Here is a 14,894-nt window from a genome sequence, read left to right as displayed (position 1 = left end):
ACTAGACATAATAAGTTTAACCGCATACCTTATCTCGTGCAAGCATCCTCGAGAGATCCCGTGACCAACAAGCGCATCCTGACTGGCCTACATGCCGCAACGATGAGTGCGGGCGATGTCCCCTATGGCTTGATCGAACAGGCGGCGATCGCCATTGAGGGCGACCGGATCGCGTGGGTCGGACCAGCAAGCGCGTTGACCGGCGACTATGGCGACTGGCCCCGCGACGATCTGGGCGGGCGGCTGGTCACGCCGGGATTTATCGATTGCCATACCCATCTCGTTTTCGGCGGCAATCGCGCCCGCGAATTTGAGATGCGCCTGAACGGGGCCAGCTATGAAGAGGTCGCGCGCGCCGGTGGCGGAATCATCTCAACCGTGAGCGACACGAGGGCAGCAACTCTGGAGACACTGATCGCGCAGGCCCTGCCCCGGCTCGATGCGCTGATCGCCGAAGGCGTGACCACGGTCGAGGTCAAATCCGGCTACGGACTGGACCGTGAGACCGAGTTGAACATGCTGCGCGCCGCCCGCACGCTGGAGCAGCACCGTAGGATAACGGTCAAGACCAGCTTTCTGGGCGCCCATGCGACGCCGCCCGAATATAAATCCCGTGACGACACCTATATTGACGAGGTTTGCATCCCGACGCTGCGCGCCGCATTTGACGAAGGGCTGGTGGATGCCGTGGACGGGTTCTGTGAAAACATCGCCTTTGACACGGGACAGATCGAGCAGGTGTTCCGCGTGGCGGCAGAGCTTGGCCTGCCGGTCAAACTGCACGCCGAACAATTGTCTCATCTCGGCGGCACGCAACTGGCGGCCCGTTACGGTGCTCTGTCGGCGGACCATCTGGAATTTGCAACCGAAGCAGATGCGCTTGCAATGGCGGCTTCGGGTACTGTCGCGGTGATCCTACCGGGCGCGTTCTATACATTGCGCGAGACGCAGCAACCTCCGATCGAGGCGTTTCGCGCTCATAGCGTTCCGATGGCGCTGGCCAGCGATTGCAATCCGGGATCGTCACCGCTGACTTCACTACTGCTGACCATGAACATGGGCTGCACCCTGTTTCGCATGACGCCCGAAGAGGCGCTGGCCGGTGTCACATGCAACGCCGCGCAGGCGCTGGGCCTCCCGGATCGCGGTCGGATTGCGCCGGGTCTGCGTGCTGATCTGGCGGTTTGGGATGTCGAATCACCGGCCGAGCTGTCTTATCGCATCGGCTTCAACCCGCTTCACGTCCTTATCCTCGCAGGTCGACAATGATTGTTCTGACGCCCGGTACGGCCACGCTCGCCACGTTAGAAACCCTTTATCGGGATGGAACCCCGGCACAGCTGGACCGGGCCGCCAAACCGGCCATCGACGCCGCTGCCGACATGGTAGCGCAGGCCGCCGCCGGATCAGATGCGGTCTATGGTATAAATACCGGCTTCGGCAAGCTGGCCTCGACCCGTATCGCACCCGAGGACACCGCTCATCTGCAGCGCAACCTGATCCTGTCGCATTGCTGCGGCGTGGGTGAGCCACTGGCCCTAGATAAGACACGCCTGATGATGGTGCTGAAACTCCTGTCGCTGGGCCGGGGTGCGTCTGGCGTGTCCTGGACTGTGATCGAACAGATCGAGGCGATGCTGGCGCGTGATGTGATCCCGGTTGTGCCTTCACAGGGCTCGGTCGGCGCTTCGGGTGATCTGGCCCCACTGGCACATATGGCGGCAGCGATGATCGGCGCTGGCGAGGCATTCCATGGCGGCCAGCGCATGCCCGCCGCCGAGGCGCTATCGCGCGCCGGTCTGACACCGGTGGCGCTTGGCCCCAAAGCCGGTCTGGGCCTGATCAATGGCACCCAGTTTTCAACCGCTTGCGCCTTGGCGGGCCTGTTCGATGGGTTGCGGATGGCGCACGCTTCGATGGTGATCGCGTCGCTGACCACCGATGCCATCATGGGCTCGACTGCACCGCTGGTTCCCGAAATCCATGCGTTGCGCGGCCATGTCGGCCAAATCGACGTGGCTCGGGGCATGCGCACCCTGATGGAGGGGTCCGAAATTCGCGAGAGCCATCGCGAAGGTGACCACCGCGTACAGGATCCCTATTGCATCCGTTGCCAGCCGCAGGTTGTCGGCGCGGCGCTGGACGTGCTGCGCATGGCGGCACGCACGTTGGAGGTCGAGGCCAACGCGGTCACAGATAATCCGCTGGTGCTGGTGGATGCCGGGCGGATCGTGTCGGGCGGCAATTTCCATGCCGAATACGTGGGCTTTGCCGCCGATCAGATGGCGCTGGCCCTGGCAGAGATCGGCGCCATCGCCCAGCGCCGCGTGGCACTGATGGTGGACCCGACGCTCAGCTTCGATCTGCCGCCCTTCCTGACCCCCGATCCCGGCCTGAACTCGGGCTTCATGATTGCCGAGGTGACGACGGCGGCCCTGATGAGCGAGAACAAGCATCTGGCCAATCCCTGCGTGACGGATTCGACGCCGACATCGGCCAATCAGGAAGACCACGTGTCGATGGCCGCCCATGGCGCGCTGCGGCTGGGGCGGATGTGCCAGAACCTATCAGTGATCCTCGGGGTCGAACTGCTCTGCGCCGCGCAGGGGATCGAGGCGCGCGCACCGCTGGTGACCTCACGCCGGCTGCAAGCGGTGATCGCGTATCTGCGGCAGACTGTTCCGGCGCTGGAACAGGACCGCTACCTTGCCCCCGATATCGAGGCGGCGGCGGCCATGGTCCGCGCTGGCGAACTGGCGCAGGTGGCGCAAATGGAGATGCCGTCATGATCGAGGTGAACCGCGGTCGCAGCCCGCTGGTTCTGGGCCTGCCCCATACCGGAACCCAGATTCCGGACGAGGTTCTGTCCCGCCTGAATGCCACCGGGCGGGCAATGGCAGATACAGATTGGCATATCGACCGCCTATATGACGGGCTGGTCGAGGGTCTCACCACTGTACGGACGCCGGTCCATCGCTATGTGATCGACGTCAATCGTGATCCAGCGGGTATCAGTCTCTATCCCGGGCAAAACACCACCACCTTGTGCCCGCTTATCGATTTCAACGGAACGCCAATTTACCGGGCGGGCATGGAGCCTGACACGGATGAAATCGCCCGCCGCAGCGAGACGTTCCACGCGCCCTATCACGCCGCTCTGACAACAGAACTGGAGCGTCTGCGCGCGACACATGGCTTTGCCATTCTCTATGATTGCCACTCGATCCGCTCGCATATTCCGTTCCTGTTCGACGGCAGGTTGCCCGATTTCAATATCGGTACGAACAACGGAGTCACCTGCGCTCCAAAGCTGGAACAGCGTGTGCAGCAGATCTGCTCCGAAGCAGCAGGTTACAGCCATGTGGACAACGGCCGCTTCAAGGGTGGCTGGACCACACGCCAATACGGACGGCCCAATGAGGGCTTGCACGCGATCCAGATGGAACTGGCGCAATCCACTTACATGGTCGAGGCCGCGCCCTGGACCTGGGCACAAGACAAAGCGGACAAGATACGCCGCCCGCTGGCCGAAATACTCACAACGCTCAAGAACTGGAGCCCCGCATGACCGATCCGCGCCACAACATCCGCGACATCTACCCGCCCACCGGGCCTGAGTTGAACGCCAAAAGCTGGCAGACCGAAGCGCCGCTGAGGATGCTGATGAACAACCTGCACCCGGATGTCGCCGAAAGCCCTCATGAACTGGTGGTCTATGGCGGTATCGGGCGCGCGGCACGAACATGGAGAGATTTCGATCTAATCTGCGCCAACCTCAAACAGCTTGAGGCGGATGAGACCCTGATCGTGCAGTCGGGCAAACCGGTGGCGGTGATCCGGACCCATGCCGACGCCCCGCGCGTGTTGATCGCAAACTCGAATTTAGTGCCGCATTGGGCCACCTGGGACCATTTCAACGAGCTCGATAAGAAGGGCTTGATGATGTACGGCCAGATGACCGCTGGCTCGTGGATTTATATCGGCACGCAAGGCATCGTGCAGGGCACCTATGAGACCTTTGCCGAGGCCGGGCGGCAGCATTACAGCGGCGACCTGACCGGCAAGTGGATCTTGACCGGCGGCTTGGGCGGCATGGGCGGGGCACAACCGCTGGCCGCAGTCTTTGCCGGGGCCTGCTGTCTCGCGGTGGAATGCGACCCGGACCGGATCGATTTCCGCCTGCGCACCAAATATGTCGACGAGAGGGCCGATACGCTCGACGAAGCGCTTGAGATGATCGACCGTTGGACCAAGGCGGGCGAGGCGAAATCCGTCGGGCTGCTGGGCAATGCGGCCGATATCTTCCCCGAGATATACGCCCGTATGCAGGCCGGTGGCCTCCGCCCCGACATCGTCACCGACCAGACCAGCGCCCATGATCCGATCAACGGCTACCTGCCGCAGGGCTGGTCGCTGGCGCAATGGCGCGACAAGCGTGAATCAGACCCTAAAGCGGTGGAAAAGGCAGCCTGTGCCAGTATGCGTGTGCATGTGCAGGCGATGGTTGATTTCTGGAATGCGGGCGTGCCGACGCTGGATTATGGCAACAACATCCGGCAGGTGGCGCAGGATGAGGGGCTGGAGAACGCCTTTGCCTTTCCAGGTTTTGTACCTGCCTATATCCGCCCGCTCTTCTGCAAGGGTATCGGCCCATTCCGCTGGTGCGCCCTGTCGGGCGATCCCGAGGATATATACAAGACCGATGCCAAAATGAAGGAACTGTTCCCCGAGAACACCCATCTGCACAACTGGCTCGACATGGCGCAGGAGCGTATCGCGTTTCAGGGCCTACCGGCCCGAATCTGCTGGATCGGGCTGGGCGACCGGCACCGGGCCGGGCTGGCATTCAACGAAATGGTGGCCAGCGGTGAATTGAAAGCGCCGGTCGTAATCGGGCGCGATCATCTGGATTCAGGCTCGGTTGCCTCACCCAACCGCGAGACCGAGGCGATGCTAGACGGTTCGGACGCGGTCAGCGACTGGCCGTTGCTGAACGCGCTGATCAACACCGCCTCGGGCGCGACCTGGGTATCGTTGCATCATGGTGGCGGGGTCGGCATGGGGTTCAGCCAGCACGCAGGTGTCGTCATCTGCGCCGATGGAACGCCCGAGGCGGCGAAGCGATTGGAGCGGGTATTGTGGAATGACCCTGCATCGGGCGTATGGCGGCATGCGGATGCCGGCTATGACATTGCCAAGTCCTGTGCTCGCGAACACGGTCTAAAGCTGCCCGGTATCATCTGAGCGGTCGCCCTTGTGGTCTCAGTTGCCCGTGACCCGGCCAAAGCCGGATCGATTCGTGCTACACTCGGGCCTGAACAGATCCAAGGGAGGGACCAAATGGCGTATGTTACCGTCTCGACATGGCGTTATGAAGATGGGCAGGACGAGGCGGCGCTGGAAGCAAGCGCGCGCGACAACCTGTCTCAGCTCAAGGCGATGGGGGCTGTGGGCGGCTATCTTGTCCGAACCTCCGAGAACGAAGGCATGGTTGTCGTGATCTATCCCGACGAAGGCACCTGGAACCGCGTGCGCGACATGGTCACGCATATGCGGGCCAACACCGATCCCGCGGTGGGCGGGCGCAATATCAGTGTGTTGAGCGGCGCTGCAGTGGTGGCAGTGTAGTTTAGTGCAGATTCTCGGGCAGAATGCCCACGACTGTACCTTGCGGCAGTTTGGTCAGCACCTGCTTGCCGCGCATCGCCTTGATCGCATATCCCATCCCCGCCAGGCGGAACTCCCATTCGCGCGCACTTAGCGCCAGATCCCGTTCACGCTGGATCATGTCCAGCATCGAGGCATCAATCGCCGCCCCCGTCACTTCGCCATAGGTCATCAGTCTACCCTCGTTAACCTTTTGAACGAGGATGACACTGTCCGCTGATCTTGGCTGGATTTTACCGGAAATAGGGTGTTTTGCGGGCAACCGGGACAGTTCGTTACCGAAATTGCCCTAATTTACCTATTTGGTCTTCGTTGGCGCCTGCAGTTCCTTGAACACAAAAAGCGGGATCAGGATGGTGGCGATCAGCGATCCGAGCCAGACCAGCAGCGTGGCCGCCAGCAGATTCGCGATACCACCGATCTGAAAGCCGCTGACAATCAGGCTGGTTATGATGAGGCCGAAGAAAATCACCACCAGTGCGACACCGCCTTTGAGCGCGGGTAAGTTCTTTTCGCTGATTTTGGTGACCAGCGGGTCGGCGACGACCTGAATGACGGTAAAGATCAACACAACGATCAGCAGCGACAGTGGCCCGACCGAGAACCCGTCCAGAATCAATGTGGCCAGCAAAAGCCCCACCGCGTTGCTGATCAAGATGGCGGCGGCAAGAAGAAGACGTCGGGTCATGGGCACGGTTCCTTGAAACGCAAATTGGGGTCAATTCATGCTCAGGGATAACGCATTCCGGCGCGGTGTTCACCAAATAAGCGCTTCGCGAAATGCATGAACGCCTTCACGCTGCCTGAAATCAGAAATTTCAACGCGCGAGATGATGCTGCGTACCCAAAGTTTTTTTATGAAGTGCTTTAGTTGCCAGGTCTCAACGGCGCAGGCCGGCCTCGGCCTCAATCTGCTTACGCGATTTGCGGGCCCGTTCGGTAGCCGATTTCAACTGACCGCAGGCCGCCATGATATCCTCGCCCCGCGTCTTGCGGATGGGTGAAGCATAGCCGGCCTGATAGATGATGTTGGCAAACGCCCGGATGCGGTTGTTCGAGCTGCGTTTGTACGGCGCGCCGGGCCATTCGTTGAACGGAATCAGGTTGATCTTGGCGGGGATGTTGTGGCGCTTGATATGCTCGATCAGGCGATGGGCATCCGCGTCACTGTCATTCACCCCGTCCAGCATCACGTATTCAAAGGTGATGCGTTCGGAATTGGACACTTTGGGATAGCTGGCCAGCGCCTGCAGCAATTGCTCGATATTCCAGCGCTTATTGATAGGGACCAATACGTCTCGGGTCTCATCCGTGGTGGCGTGGAACGAAATCGCCAGCAGGCAGCCGATCTCTTCGGCGGTGCGGGCAATCTCCGGCACGACGCCGCTGGTCGAGAGCGTGATGCGGCGCCGGCTAAGCGAGATGCCTTCGGGGTCCATCGCAATCTTCATTGCGTCGCGAACATTATCGAAATTATAGAGCGGCTCGCCCATGCCCATCAGCACGATGTTGCTGAGCAGCCGGGTTTCATCCTTGGGCGCGCCGGGTGTTGGCCATTCGTCCAGATCGTCGCGTGCCATCATGATCTGACCAACGACTTCCGCCGCCGTCAAGTTGCGCACCAGTTTCTGTGTGCCGGTATGACAGAAGGAACAGGTCAGTGTGCAACCCACCTGACTTGAGATGCACAGCGTGCCGCGATCCTCTTCGGGGATATAGACCACCTCGACCTCATGGCCGCCTGCGATGCGGACGAGGTATTTGCGGGTACCATCCTCTGACACCTGCCGGGTGACGACCTCGGGCGTTTCGATAACAAAGCTTTCGGCCAGCTGCGCCCGATAGGCCTTGGCGAGGTTGGTCATGGCGTCGAAATCGCGTACGCCCCATTGATAGATCCATTGCCAGATCTGCCCGGTCCGCATCTTGGCCTGCTTTTCCGGCGTACCATATTCGATCAACGTTTCGCGCAGTTGGTCGCGGGTCAGGCCAACAAGGTTGATCTTTCCCTCCGGCAACTTGCGGGGAATGGTCATCACATCCTGGGTGATCGGCGCTTTGGCGGTCATGGCGAGACTCGGGGTTTGTGCGTAAGATGCGCCTCTATATAGGAACGCGCGGCAAGATCAAAAGGAATCCCGCCTAACGCGCCAACTCCAGCAACTCTGACGCACGGGCCCGGCCCAGTTCGATCCGGCACGAAGTGATGGCGATCCCGGTGCCCGAACCGCCGCCATAACTTGCGCCCACCGCCTCGCATTGGGTATCGCGATAGGTCACCCACGCAGCCTGAGAGCGGTCAAGCGCGGGAACACCGGCCTCACGCCCCGTCACCTGGTCAAGTTCGCCCATCGCGTTGCGGGCAAGCCCAAGTGACGCTTCGACCGCCAGATCGACACCGTCGAGCATGGCCGAGACGCATTCGGCGATCTCCACCTGTGACGGTTCGTTGCATTCCATTGCCGGGTCCGCTGCAACGCGGGGTGCCAGGCACAGAACCGTAAGAAAAAGAATGGATTTATTCATGAACCTGCTACCATCTGCGAACCGATCAGCGCATCAGAGCACCGGATAATCACTCGGTGCAGCGCTTTTCGGCATCCTCGATACCGGCGGTGAAGCCCAACAGCGAGAAGGTGTCCTTGGTCTGGGTTCCACGTGCCGAACGGGCGGTCAGCACCGCCTGCGCGCCGCGCTTCATGGCGGTCACGATCTTGGCGTCGTCCGAGGCAGTCGCGGGCCAGGCCCATTCGCCTTCGGTGAAAAGTTCAAATTCGGACCCACCAACGCTCAGGTTCACCGTCGAGCCCGGTGCAAATGGATAACCGCCGGTAAAAGTGATCTGACCCTTTACGCCTGCTTTGGGGCGGAAGAAGACAAACAGCAGGATATCGCTGCGACGGACGGCCACGACGCGGCCACCGCGAGTGTTCACCGTCTCTTCCGGAGCTGACACGATCCAGCATTCGGTCGGGTCCTGTTCGACAAACACACTCCACGATGTATTTACCGCTACCCGGTTCGAGCTTTCCGACGTTTGCGCTACTACGGTGCTTGCCAGCCCGGCCAGACACATGCCTGCCACGATACGCGCCAGTTTCAATCCCATCTGTCCAGACTCCCAGACTGCCTCTAACCTCAAATCACGAACGTACCCGCGCACCTTGATTGTGCATCTTTACCGCTCAGCCGACCGCTTGCCGACATAGTCACATTATCGCATGTTCTACCATGGAAGAAAGAGCGATTGGCAGGAAATCGCGCAGAATTTTGAGAGGGTTTTCATGACGCAGCCAATACCGATGGCCGAGGTCTGGCGCAGCACGTTTCTGGAAAGCGTGCATCTGGGCCATGCGGTGATTTGCGATGACAGCGGGCAGATCGTTCGCAGCTGGGGCGATCCGAATGCAGTTATTTTTCCGCGTTCCTCGTGCAAGATGGTGCAGGCGCTGCCAGTGCTGACGTCGGGCGCGGCGGCGAAGTACGGGCTGGGCCCGGAACATCTGGCGCTGGCCTGTGCCTCACACAAGGGCGCAGCGATCCATACCGACCGGGTCAATGCCTGGCTGGATCACCTCGGTCTGGACGACGATGATTTCCGCTGTGGCCCGCAGGTGCCCGAGGATCGTGACGCCCGCAAGGCTCTGATCCGCGCGTATGAGACGCCCTGTCAGGTGCACAACAACTGTTCAGGCAAACATGCGGGATTTCTGACCCTGACGCAGCACATGGGCGCGGGGCCGGACTATGTCGCGATGGATCACCCGGTGCAGCAGGCCTGCCTGAGCGCCTTCGAAGAGGTCACCGGCGAGGCCAGTCCCGGGCATGGGATCGACGGCTGCTCGGCCCCCAATTTCGTCACGTCGCTGACGGGTCTTGCGCGGGCTATGGCCTGGTTCGCCTCGGCCCTGGACCGTGCGGATCGCCAAAGCATGGCAGCGGTCGAACTGACCAATGCGATGATGCAGCACCCAGAATTGGTTGCCGGCGAGCGCCGCGCCTGCACCGAGTTGATGCGCGCCGCCGGAGGAAAGGCCGCGATCAAGACCGGGGCCGAGGCGGTGTTCGTCGCGATCCTGCCCGAAAAGCGCATGGGCGTTGCACTCAAGATCATGGATGGCACGACCCGGGCCAGCGAATGCGCCATCGCGGCGATCCTGGTCAGCTTGGGCGTTCTGGACCCCGACCACCCGGCGACACGCAAGTTCATGACCCCACTTCTGCACAGCCGACGCGGCATCGAATGCGGTCGCATCAACCCGGCCGAAGGGTTCCTCTGATCCGTCACGCGCCCGGTGGCGGGCTTACATCTCGATGACTTCCGCCACCTCGACCGAGCCTGACCCGTCCACGACCATCGGACAGCCCTTGGCCATTTCGGTGGCCGCCTCAATCGAATCAGCCTTGACCACGGTGTAGCCCGAGATCGGATTCGCACCCCCGTCATCTGCCACTCCGGTGGCGCTGACGGTTTTCGACATGCCTACTGGCGCGCCGGGGATTTCCAGTGACGGGCCCATAGTCTCGAACCAAGCACCCCAAGCGGCCATGGTCTTTTCGACCTCGGCTGGGTCTTCGGGGCGGGTTCCGCCGTGATAGGCAAAGATGAACTGCGGCATAATGAAATCCTCCGGTTGGTGCTTATTGAATCTGTGTGTCCAGCTTGCGTAGGGACGAAGTCCAGCCCTTTTCGTGGTTGGCGGCGATATCCGCATCGCTCAACTCGCGATGATCAAGGATCAACCGCGCGCCGGTCTTGGTGTTCTCGACGGTCAGGGTCACATGGCTTTCGGCACCGCGCGCATCGGCGTCATCATGCCAGCCCCAAGTGAACCCCACTGATTTCGGCGGATCGACATGGGTGACGTGCCCCGACACCTTGAAGCGCTGCCCCTCGTCATTCACCATGACCGAATACCACGGTCCCTTGCGGGTGAAATCCAGATCATGCTCGGGCACGTGCAGCCCCTCGGGACCCCACCATTTCAACAGCTTGTCCGGATCACTGACCCAGGCGAAAAGCATCTCGGCACTGATCGGATAATGACGTTCTAGCCGCAACTCGCTCATGGTTGGCCCTCTAGGGTGATGGCGGTGTCCAGCCGGTCCAGGCTGGTTTCCCAGAACGCCCGTTTCGAGATCGTCCAATCGGCGATGGCCTGCAGACCCCGACCATCGACAGTATAGAGCCGATGGGTGCCCTGAACCCGCTGCCGGACAAGCCCGGCCTCGCGCAGCACTTTCAGATGCCGCGAAATGGCAGCACCCGACATGCCGCGCCCTTCGATCAATTCCCCGGCGGCCAGCTCGCCTTCGGCCATGAGCTGTTCGACGATCGACATGCGAGTCTGATCGGACAGGGCGGAAAAGGCTTTCAACACGGAACGCATAAGGGTTGTTAACACATGCGCTAATTAACGTAAATGTTAATGATTGGAGTGAGAGCCCTCGGGCCTTCGGCGAATTGCGAATGTGGCAAAGTTCATAGACAGGGCAAAGTGCCAACCGTTAATGTTCTCGTACAGATCACGTTTGAATAAATTTTAAGGAGAATTTGTGATGGTCAGGATCCTGATCCCTATCGCTTTTGGAGTTACGGTTCTTGTGGCCGGCTGCACGCCACCCCGGCCGGAGCAGACCACCACGACAACGACGACAACTCCCCAACCGGCCGTTGCAACGACACCCGCGCCGTCGACCTCGACACCGCAGGCAACACGCGCTGCATCCACTACCACGGTCGCAGCCGAACCCGAGCCTGAAGAGCCGAAAATCAAGCCGTTGCCTGGTGATGATCGTGATGGCGGTGGTGGTGGCGGCGGTGGCGGTGGCGGTGGTGGCGGTGGCGGTGGTGGCGGCGGCTGGGGCGGCTGATCAAGGAGTGTATCCATGCCTGTCAACAAGCGGGACTTTCTGCGTCTGATTGCCTCTCTGGGCGTCAGCGGAACATTGGGTCTGAGTCTGACTCCATCCGCGCACGCGCAAGGTACGCGCGCGCTGCGGCTGGTGGGCGGCGGGCCGCGTATCGGCATCGTTGTGGGCAACCAGAGCTATGACAATGTCGACGATCTGGGCAATGCGGCCAAAGATGCGCGCGACATGGCGGCGCTGCTGCGCGAGTTCCGGTTCAAGGTCTTTGACGGCTACGATCTGGACAAGCGCGGCTTTGAGCAGCTTCTGCGCAACGCGGTGCTCAACATCCCGCAAGGGGCGGATGTTGTGTTCTATTATGCCGGACATGGCATTCAGATCGGTCGACGGAACTACCTGCTGCCCGTCGATGCAAAATTCGAAAGCGTCTATGACCTGCCGCTTGAGACGATGACGCTGGACCGGGTGATAGACACGCTGGCCGCGCGCGGATCGGCCCATGTGGCCATTCTGGATTCCTGTCGCGACAACCCGTTCCAGAGCATACGGCTGGCCGCCGACCTGGACGCCAACCTGTTCGAGACCCGAGCAGGGTTCGAGGTGTTCCGTACCCCGCTGAACTCTCTGATCGCCTATTCAACCTCGCCGGGTGCATTGGCATTGGATGGGGCGGTCGGAGGCAACAGCCCCTATACCGCTGCCGTGCTGAAAGCGGCTCGTGCGTCGCCGAGCGAGAACATCCTGCAGCTATTCCCGATGATCCGCGAGCAGGTCCACAACGAGACCGGCGGTGTGCAGGTGCCGTGGGAAAGCTCGACCCTGGTGCGACCCTTCTATCTGACGCAGGCCCAGGCCGAGGTGCCCAGCGCCGTACCCGGCAATGCCCCACCTGAGTCGCTGAACATGGATGCGCGGTTCGACAGGCTCGTCCCGCTCGACGATGCGATCGCGGCGCTAATCGGTGCTGACATTGCCTCTGCCGCATTGATCGAGTCTGCGTCGAAGGGCGCGCTTGTGCTGAATGGTGACACCTCTGGCCCAGTCGTGGGCTACGCGCCCGATATCACCGACATAAGGGCCGAGGATCTGACCGATCCCACTGTCTCGGACCGCTTCAGCGTTGAGATCACCACTGGCGCCGGGTCCGCAAGGCGCGTCGATGTGGCGCTGAATCTGACCTTCGATCCCTGTGATCTGGCTGCAGGGGCTGCGCTGGATCTGAACGGCGTGGGTGTTTACCGGCTGCCCAACGAGCTTGATCTGACGGGCGGGCTTGCCGCCTGCGAAGCCTCGGTGCGGGCCGATCCCGACAATGCCCGCTTCCGCTATCAGCTTGGACGGCTGCAGCAAAGCACCAAGCAGCTGGAAAAGGCTTACGAGAATTTCCAAGCTGCAGCCGAGGCCGGTCATATCCGGGCCAAATATGGTTTGGCGGTGCTGCTCGATTCCAAGCGGATCGACCGGGATGTGACCAAGATACCCTATGAGCCGGATCGCGCTTTGGCGCTGATGGAAGAGGGGATCACGGAACAGGACCCCTATGCCATGCACCGGCTGGGTCGACGCCTGATGCGCAATGGCGAGACCGCCGAGGAACGCCAACGCGGGTTCGAGTTGATGGAGCGCGCGGTTGAACTGGGCCACACCTTCTCGATGAACGAGCTAGGTTACTACTTTCTGGCCAAGGGCACGGACCACTACCTGCCGGAACGCGGCATGCGCTATCTGACCGCCTCGGAACAGCGCGAAGACATCTATGGCTATGACAATCTGGGCTTTGTCGCGCTGAGCGGGCTGGACGGCAACCCCGCCGATCTACCGAAAGCGCTGGAATGGTTTACACGCGCCTCCGATGGCGGCCATCCCACCGCGCCTGCAAACATCGCGCGGATGATCCTAAACGATCAGGTGCCGGGCAAGACCGGCAAGGATGCGCTTGGTTGGTATGATATCGCGCTGGCGCGTGGTGATGCCTGGGGCGGCGCAAACGGCGCGATCATTATCCTCAATGGCCGTGCTCAGGGCGTCAATGCGGCCGAAGCCGGGATACGTGCGGCCAAAGCCTCGCTGCTGGCCAATGAGGAACCCGCTGCATTGGCTCGGGAAAATCTGGACACGCTGTCGCGCAGCGATATCGACCGGGCGCTGCAATTGCTGCTGAACGAAGTGGGCGAGCCGGTGGGTGTCGATGGTCAGGCCGGGCCTGCCACGCAGGCCGCGTTGGAACGGGTGAGCGCCGCAAACGGCGTGCCGGTGCCATTTGCCGCCACGCAGGACCCGACCGAGCGGCTGTTGCTGGCGGCGAAGGTCTATTGGGCGCAGAACCCGGTGCGGTTCGATCTGTTCTGATCAGGCCGCGAAATCGTTGCGCGCATAGCCCTGCAAATAAAGCAGGGCCGTAAGATCGCCATGATTGATCCGCACATCACATTGCGCGGCAACGGATGGCTTGGCGTGCATTGCGACGCCAGTTCCGGCGCGCTGCAGCATGCCCAGATCGTTGGCACCGTCACCCACCGCCAGCACATCCGCCTCGGCGATGCCCAGCCGAGCGGTGATCTGTTCCAGCGCTTCGACCTTGGCTTCGCGGCCCAGAATCGGGCGCGCGACCTCTCCGGTCAGCGCGCCATCCTCTGCCAGCAGCGTATTGGCGCGGTTCTCATCAAACCCAAGCTGCGCCGCAACCGAGCGTGTGAAGGCGGTGAACCCGCCTGAGACCAGCGCGCAATAGCCACCGTTGGCCCGCATGGTAGAGACCAGTTCCCGCCCGCCCGGCATCAACGTGATCCGCTCGTCCAGAACCTTGTCGATCACCGGCTCCACCAACCCTCGCAGCAGACCGACCCGTTCGATCAGAGCGCCTTCGAAGTCCAGCTCACCATTCATAGCGCGCGCGGTGATCGCGCTGACGCGGGCGCCGAACCCGGCCTCATCGGCCAGCTCGTCGATACATTCCTGCTGGATCATGGTGCTGTCCATATCGGCCAGCAGCATCTTCTTGCACCGCCCCTCGGCGGGCTGAAGAACCAGGTCAACCGACATCTTCTGCAGATCGTCCCAAACTTGCCATTGATTGTCGGGCAGGACGTTCAAAAAAAACTCCGCCGCCTCATCGTGGCTGAGCCAGGTCACGTCCCCCCCACCCCAGGCATTGCGGAGTGACTCGATCAGCGCCGGATCGAGTGCGGGCGTTTCGGGGGCAGTCAGCAAGGTGGCGATATACATGGTCGTGAAGTTTCCGATAGGCGGCGACGAGGTCGCGTTTGTCACATGAACCGGCGCTCTAACGCCAAATTCACTCTTGTGAAACCCCGGATCGCCCCGTAAGTCCGTCCGTGGGACACCCCTCCCCAACG

17 protein-coding genes are annotated in these 14,894 nt (G+C 61.4%); 8 read left to right on the top strand and 9 right to left on the bottom strand.

The features are described 5' to 3' along the window. Positions 1-102: 102 nt before the first annotated feature. The 5 genes from hutI (at position 103) to AB1E33_RS19685 (ending at position 5,628) form a co-directional block, all read left to right on the top strand. Positions 103-1,269, top strand: coding sequence for an imidazolonepropionase (gene hutI, locus AB1E33_RS19705; protein ID WP_372579055.1), 1,167 nt, complete (start codon positions 103-105; stop codon positions 1,267-1,269). Further along, the gene (gene hutH, locus AB1E33_RS19700; protein ID WP_372578968.1) at positions 1,266-2,789 is read left to right on the top strand and encodes a histidine ammonia-lyase; all 1,524 of its coding nucleotides are present in this window, start codon (positions 1,266-1,268) and stop codon (positions 2,787-2,789) included. Before hutI ends, hutH begins: the two co-directional genes overlap by 4 nt. Further along, the gene (gene hutG, locus AB1E33_RS19695; RefSeq protein ID WP_372578967.1) at positions 2,786-3,568 is read left to right on the top strand and encodes an N-formylglutamate deformylase; all 783 of its coding nucleotides are present in this window, start codon (positions 2,786-2,788) and stop codon (positions 3,566-3,568) included. Before hutH ends, hutG begins: the two co-directional genes overlap by 4 nt. Next, a complete protein-coding gene (gene hutU, locus AB1E33_RS19690; protein ID WP_372578966.1) occupies positions 3,565-5,244 on the top strand; it encodes a urocanate hydratase in 1,680 nt (559 codons plus the stop codon). The genes hutG and hutU overlap by 4 nt, the downstream gene beginning before the upstream one ends. Positions 5,245-5,340: 96 nt before the next feature. Then, a complete protein-coding gene (locus AB1E33_RS19685) occupies positions 5,341-5,628 on the top strand; it encodes a hypothetical protein (RefSeq protein ID WP_372578965.1) in 288 nt (95 codons plus the stop codon). A gap of 1 nt (position 5,629) precedes the next feature. Here the strand turns inward: AB1E33_RS19685 and AB1E33_RS19680 are convergent, their stop codons facing one another. The 5 genes from AB1E33_RS19680 to AB1E33_RS19660 all read right to left on the bottom strand — a co-directional run bounded on the left by AB1E33_RS19680 (position 5,630) and on the right by AB1E33_RS19660 (position 8,776). Beyond that, positions 5,630-5,839, bottom strand: a complete 210-nt coding sequence (locus tag AB1E33_RS19680) for a hypothetical protein (protein ID WP_372578964.1) — start codon at positions 5,837-5,839, stop codon at positions 5,630-5,632. Between the two features lie 126 nt (positions 5,840-5,965). Continuing rightward, positions 5,966-6,355 (bottom strand): hypothetical protein, encoded by a 390-nt coding sequence (locus tag AB1E33_RS19675; protein WP_372578963.1) that lies wholly within the window; start codon positions 6,353-6,355, stop codon positions 5,966-5,968. A 193-nt stretch (positions 6,356-6,548) separates the two neighbouring features. Continuing rightward, positions 6,549-7,736, bottom strand: a complete 1,188-nt coding sequence (gene rlmN / locus AB1E33_RS19670; RefSeq protein WP_372578962.1) for a dual-specificity RNA methyltransferase RlmN — start codon at positions 7,734-7,736, stop codon at positions 6,549-6,551. A 73-nt stretch (positions 7,737-7,809) separates the two neighbouring features. Next, a complete protein-coding gene (locus tag AB1E33_RS19665) occupies positions 7,810-8,193 on the bottom strand; it encodes a lysozyme inhibitor LprI family protein (protein ID WP_372578961.1) in 384 nt (127 codons plus the stop codon). 49 nt (positions 8,194-8,242) lie between these two features. Then, a complete protein-coding gene (locus AB1E33_RS19660) occupies positions 8,243-8,776 on the bottom strand; it encodes an invasion associated locus B family protein (RefSeq protein ID WP_372578960.1) in 534 nt (177 codons plus the stop codon). A 175-nt stretch (positions 8,777-8,951) separates the two neighbouring features. Between AB1E33_RS19660 and AB1E33_RS19655 the strand changes: the two genes are divergently transcribed. Then, the gene (locus AB1E33_RS19655) at positions 8,952-9,947 is read left to right on the top strand and encodes an asparaginase (protein WP_372578959.1); all 996 of its coding nucleotides are present in this window, start codon (positions 8,952-8,954) and stop codon (positions 9,945-9,947) included. A 24-nt stretch (positions 9,948-9,971) separates the two neighbouring features. Here AB1E33_RS19655 and AB1E33_RS19650 read toward each other — a convergent pair whose 3' ends face one another. The 3 genes from AB1E33_RS19650 to AB1E33_RS19640 are packed head-to-tail and all read right to left on the bottom strand — an operon-like array spanning position 9,972 to position 11,057. Next, positions 9,972-10,286 (bottom strand): YciI family protein, encoded by a 315-nt coding sequence (locus AB1E33_RS19650; RefSeq protein WP_372578958.1) that lies wholly within the window; start codon positions 10,284-10,286, stop codon positions 9,972-9,974. 22 nt (positions 10,287-10,308) lie between these two features. Beyond that, entirely contained in the window at positions 10,309-10,737 is a 429-nt protein-coding gene (locus AB1E33_RS19645) for an SRPBCC family protein (RefSeq protein ID WP_372578957.1), read from the bottom strand. Continuing rightward, a complete protein-coding gene (locus AB1E33_RS19640; RefSeq protein WP_372578956.1) occupies positions 10,734-11,057 on the bottom strand; it encodes an ArsR/SmtB family transcription factor in 324 nt (107 codons plus the stop codon). The genes AB1E33_RS19645 and AB1E33_RS19640 overlap by 4 nt, the downstream gene beginning before the upstream one ends. Before the next feature lie 169 nt (positions 11,058-11,226). Here AB1E33_RS19640 and AB1E33_RS19635 point away from each other — a divergent pair, with 169 nt between their 5' ends. Beyond that, on the top strand, positions 11,227-11,541 hold the full coding sequence (locus tag AB1E33_RS19635) for a hypothetical protein (protein ID WP_372578955.1): 315 nt from the start codon (positions 11,227-11,229) through the stop codon (positions 11,539-11,541). A gap of 15 nt (positions 11,542-11,556) precedes the next feature. Further along, positions 11,557-13,887, top strand: coding sequence for a caspase family protein (locus AB1E33_RS19630; RefSeq protein ID WP_372578954.1), 2,331 nt, complete (start codon positions 11,557-11,559; stop codon positions 13,885-13,887). Here AB1E33_RS19630 and serB read toward each other — a convergent pair whose 3' ends face one another. After that, positions 13,888-14,763 carry a phosphoserine phosphatase SerB gene (gene serB / locus AB1E33_RS19625; RefSeq protein ID WP_372578953.1) on the bottom strand — a complete coding sequence of 292 codons (876 nt, stop codon included), beginning with the start codon at positions 14,761-14,763 and terminating at the stop codon, positions 13,888-13,890. Positions 14,764-14,894: the final 131 nt, after the last annotated feature.

The sequence above is a fragment of the Ruegeria hyattellae genome (genome assembly GCF_041537925.1).
GTDB lineage: Bacteria > Pseudomonadota > Alphaproteobacteria > Rhodobacterales > Rhodobacteraceae > Ruegeria_C.
Note: the sequence above shows the minus strand (reverse complement) of the source record. Positions and strands in the feature narration are given on the sequence as shown.

Excerpts from the sequence above, each read along its gene's own strand:
- hutI (WP_372579055.1), top strand. The coding sequence starts at position 103 with ATGAGTGCGGGCGATGTCCCCTATGGCTTGATCGAACAGGCGGCGATC.
- hutH (WP_372578968.1), top strand. The coding sequence starts at position 1,266 with ATGATTGTTCTGACGCCCGGTACGGCCACGCTCGCCACGTTAGAAACC.
- hutG (WP_372578967.1), top strand. The coding sequence starts at position 2,786 with ATGATCGAGGTGAACCGCGGTCGCAGCCCGCTGGTTCTGGGCCTGCCC.
- hutU (WP_372578966.1), top strand. The coding sequence starts at position 3,565 with ATGACCGATCCGCGCCACAACATCCGCGACATCTACCCGCCCACCGGG.
- AB1E33_RS19685 (WP_372578965.1), top strand. The coding sequence starts at position 5,341 with ATGGCGTATGTTACCGTCTCGACATGGCGTTATGAAGATGGGCAGGAC.
- AB1E33_RS19680 (WP_372578964.1), bottom strand. The coding sequence starts at position 5,839 with ATGACCTATGGCGAAGTGACGGGGGCGGCGATTGATGCCTCGATGCTG.
- AB1E33_RS19675 (WP_372578963.1), bottom strand. The coding sequence starts at position 6,355 with ATGACCCGACGTCTTCTTCTTGCCGCCGCCATCTTGATCAGCAACGCG.
- rlmN (WP_372578962.1), bottom strand. The coding sequence starts at position 7,736 with ATGACCGCCAAAGCGCCGATCACCCAGGATGTGATGACCATTCCCCGC.
- AB1E33_RS19665 (WP_372578961.1), bottom strand. The coding sequence starts at position 8,193 with ATGAATAAATCCATTCTTTTTCTTACGGTTCTGTGCCTGGCACCCCGC.
- AB1E33_RS19660 (WP_372578960.1), bottom strand. The coding sequence starts at position 8,776 with ATGGGATTGAAACTGGCGCGTATCGTGGCAGGCATGTGTCTGGCCGGG.
- AB1E33_RS19655 (WP_372578959.1), top strand. The coding sequence starts at position 8,952 with ATGACGCAGCCAATACCGATGGCCGAGGTCTGGCGCAGCACGTTTCTG.
- AB1E33_RS19650 (WP_372578958.1), bottom strand. The coding sequence starts at position 10,286 with ATGCCGCAGTTCATCTTTGCCTATCACGGCGGAACCCGCCCCGAAGAC.
- AB1E33_RS19645 (WP_372578957.1), bottom strand. The coding sequence starts at position 10,737 with ATGAGCGAGTTGCGGCTAGAACGTCATTATCCGATCAGTGCCGAGATG.
- AB1E33_RS19640 (WP_372578956.1), bottom strand. The coding sequence starts at position 11,057 with ATGCGTTCCGTGTTGAAAGCCTTTTCCGCCCTGTCCGATCAGACTCGC.
- AB1E33_RS19635 (WP_372578955.1), top strand. The coding sequence starts at position 11,227 with ATGGTCAGGATCCTGATCCCTATCGCTTTTGGAGTTACGGTTCTTGTG.
- AB1E33_RS19630 (WP_372578954.1), top strand. The coding sequence starts at position 11,557 with ATGCCTGTCAACAAGCGGGACTTTCTGCGTCTGATTGCCTCTCTGGGC.
- serB (WP_372578953.1), bottom strand. The coding sequence starts at position 14,763 with ATGTATATCGCCACCTTGCTGACTGCCCCCGAAACGCCCGCACTCGAT.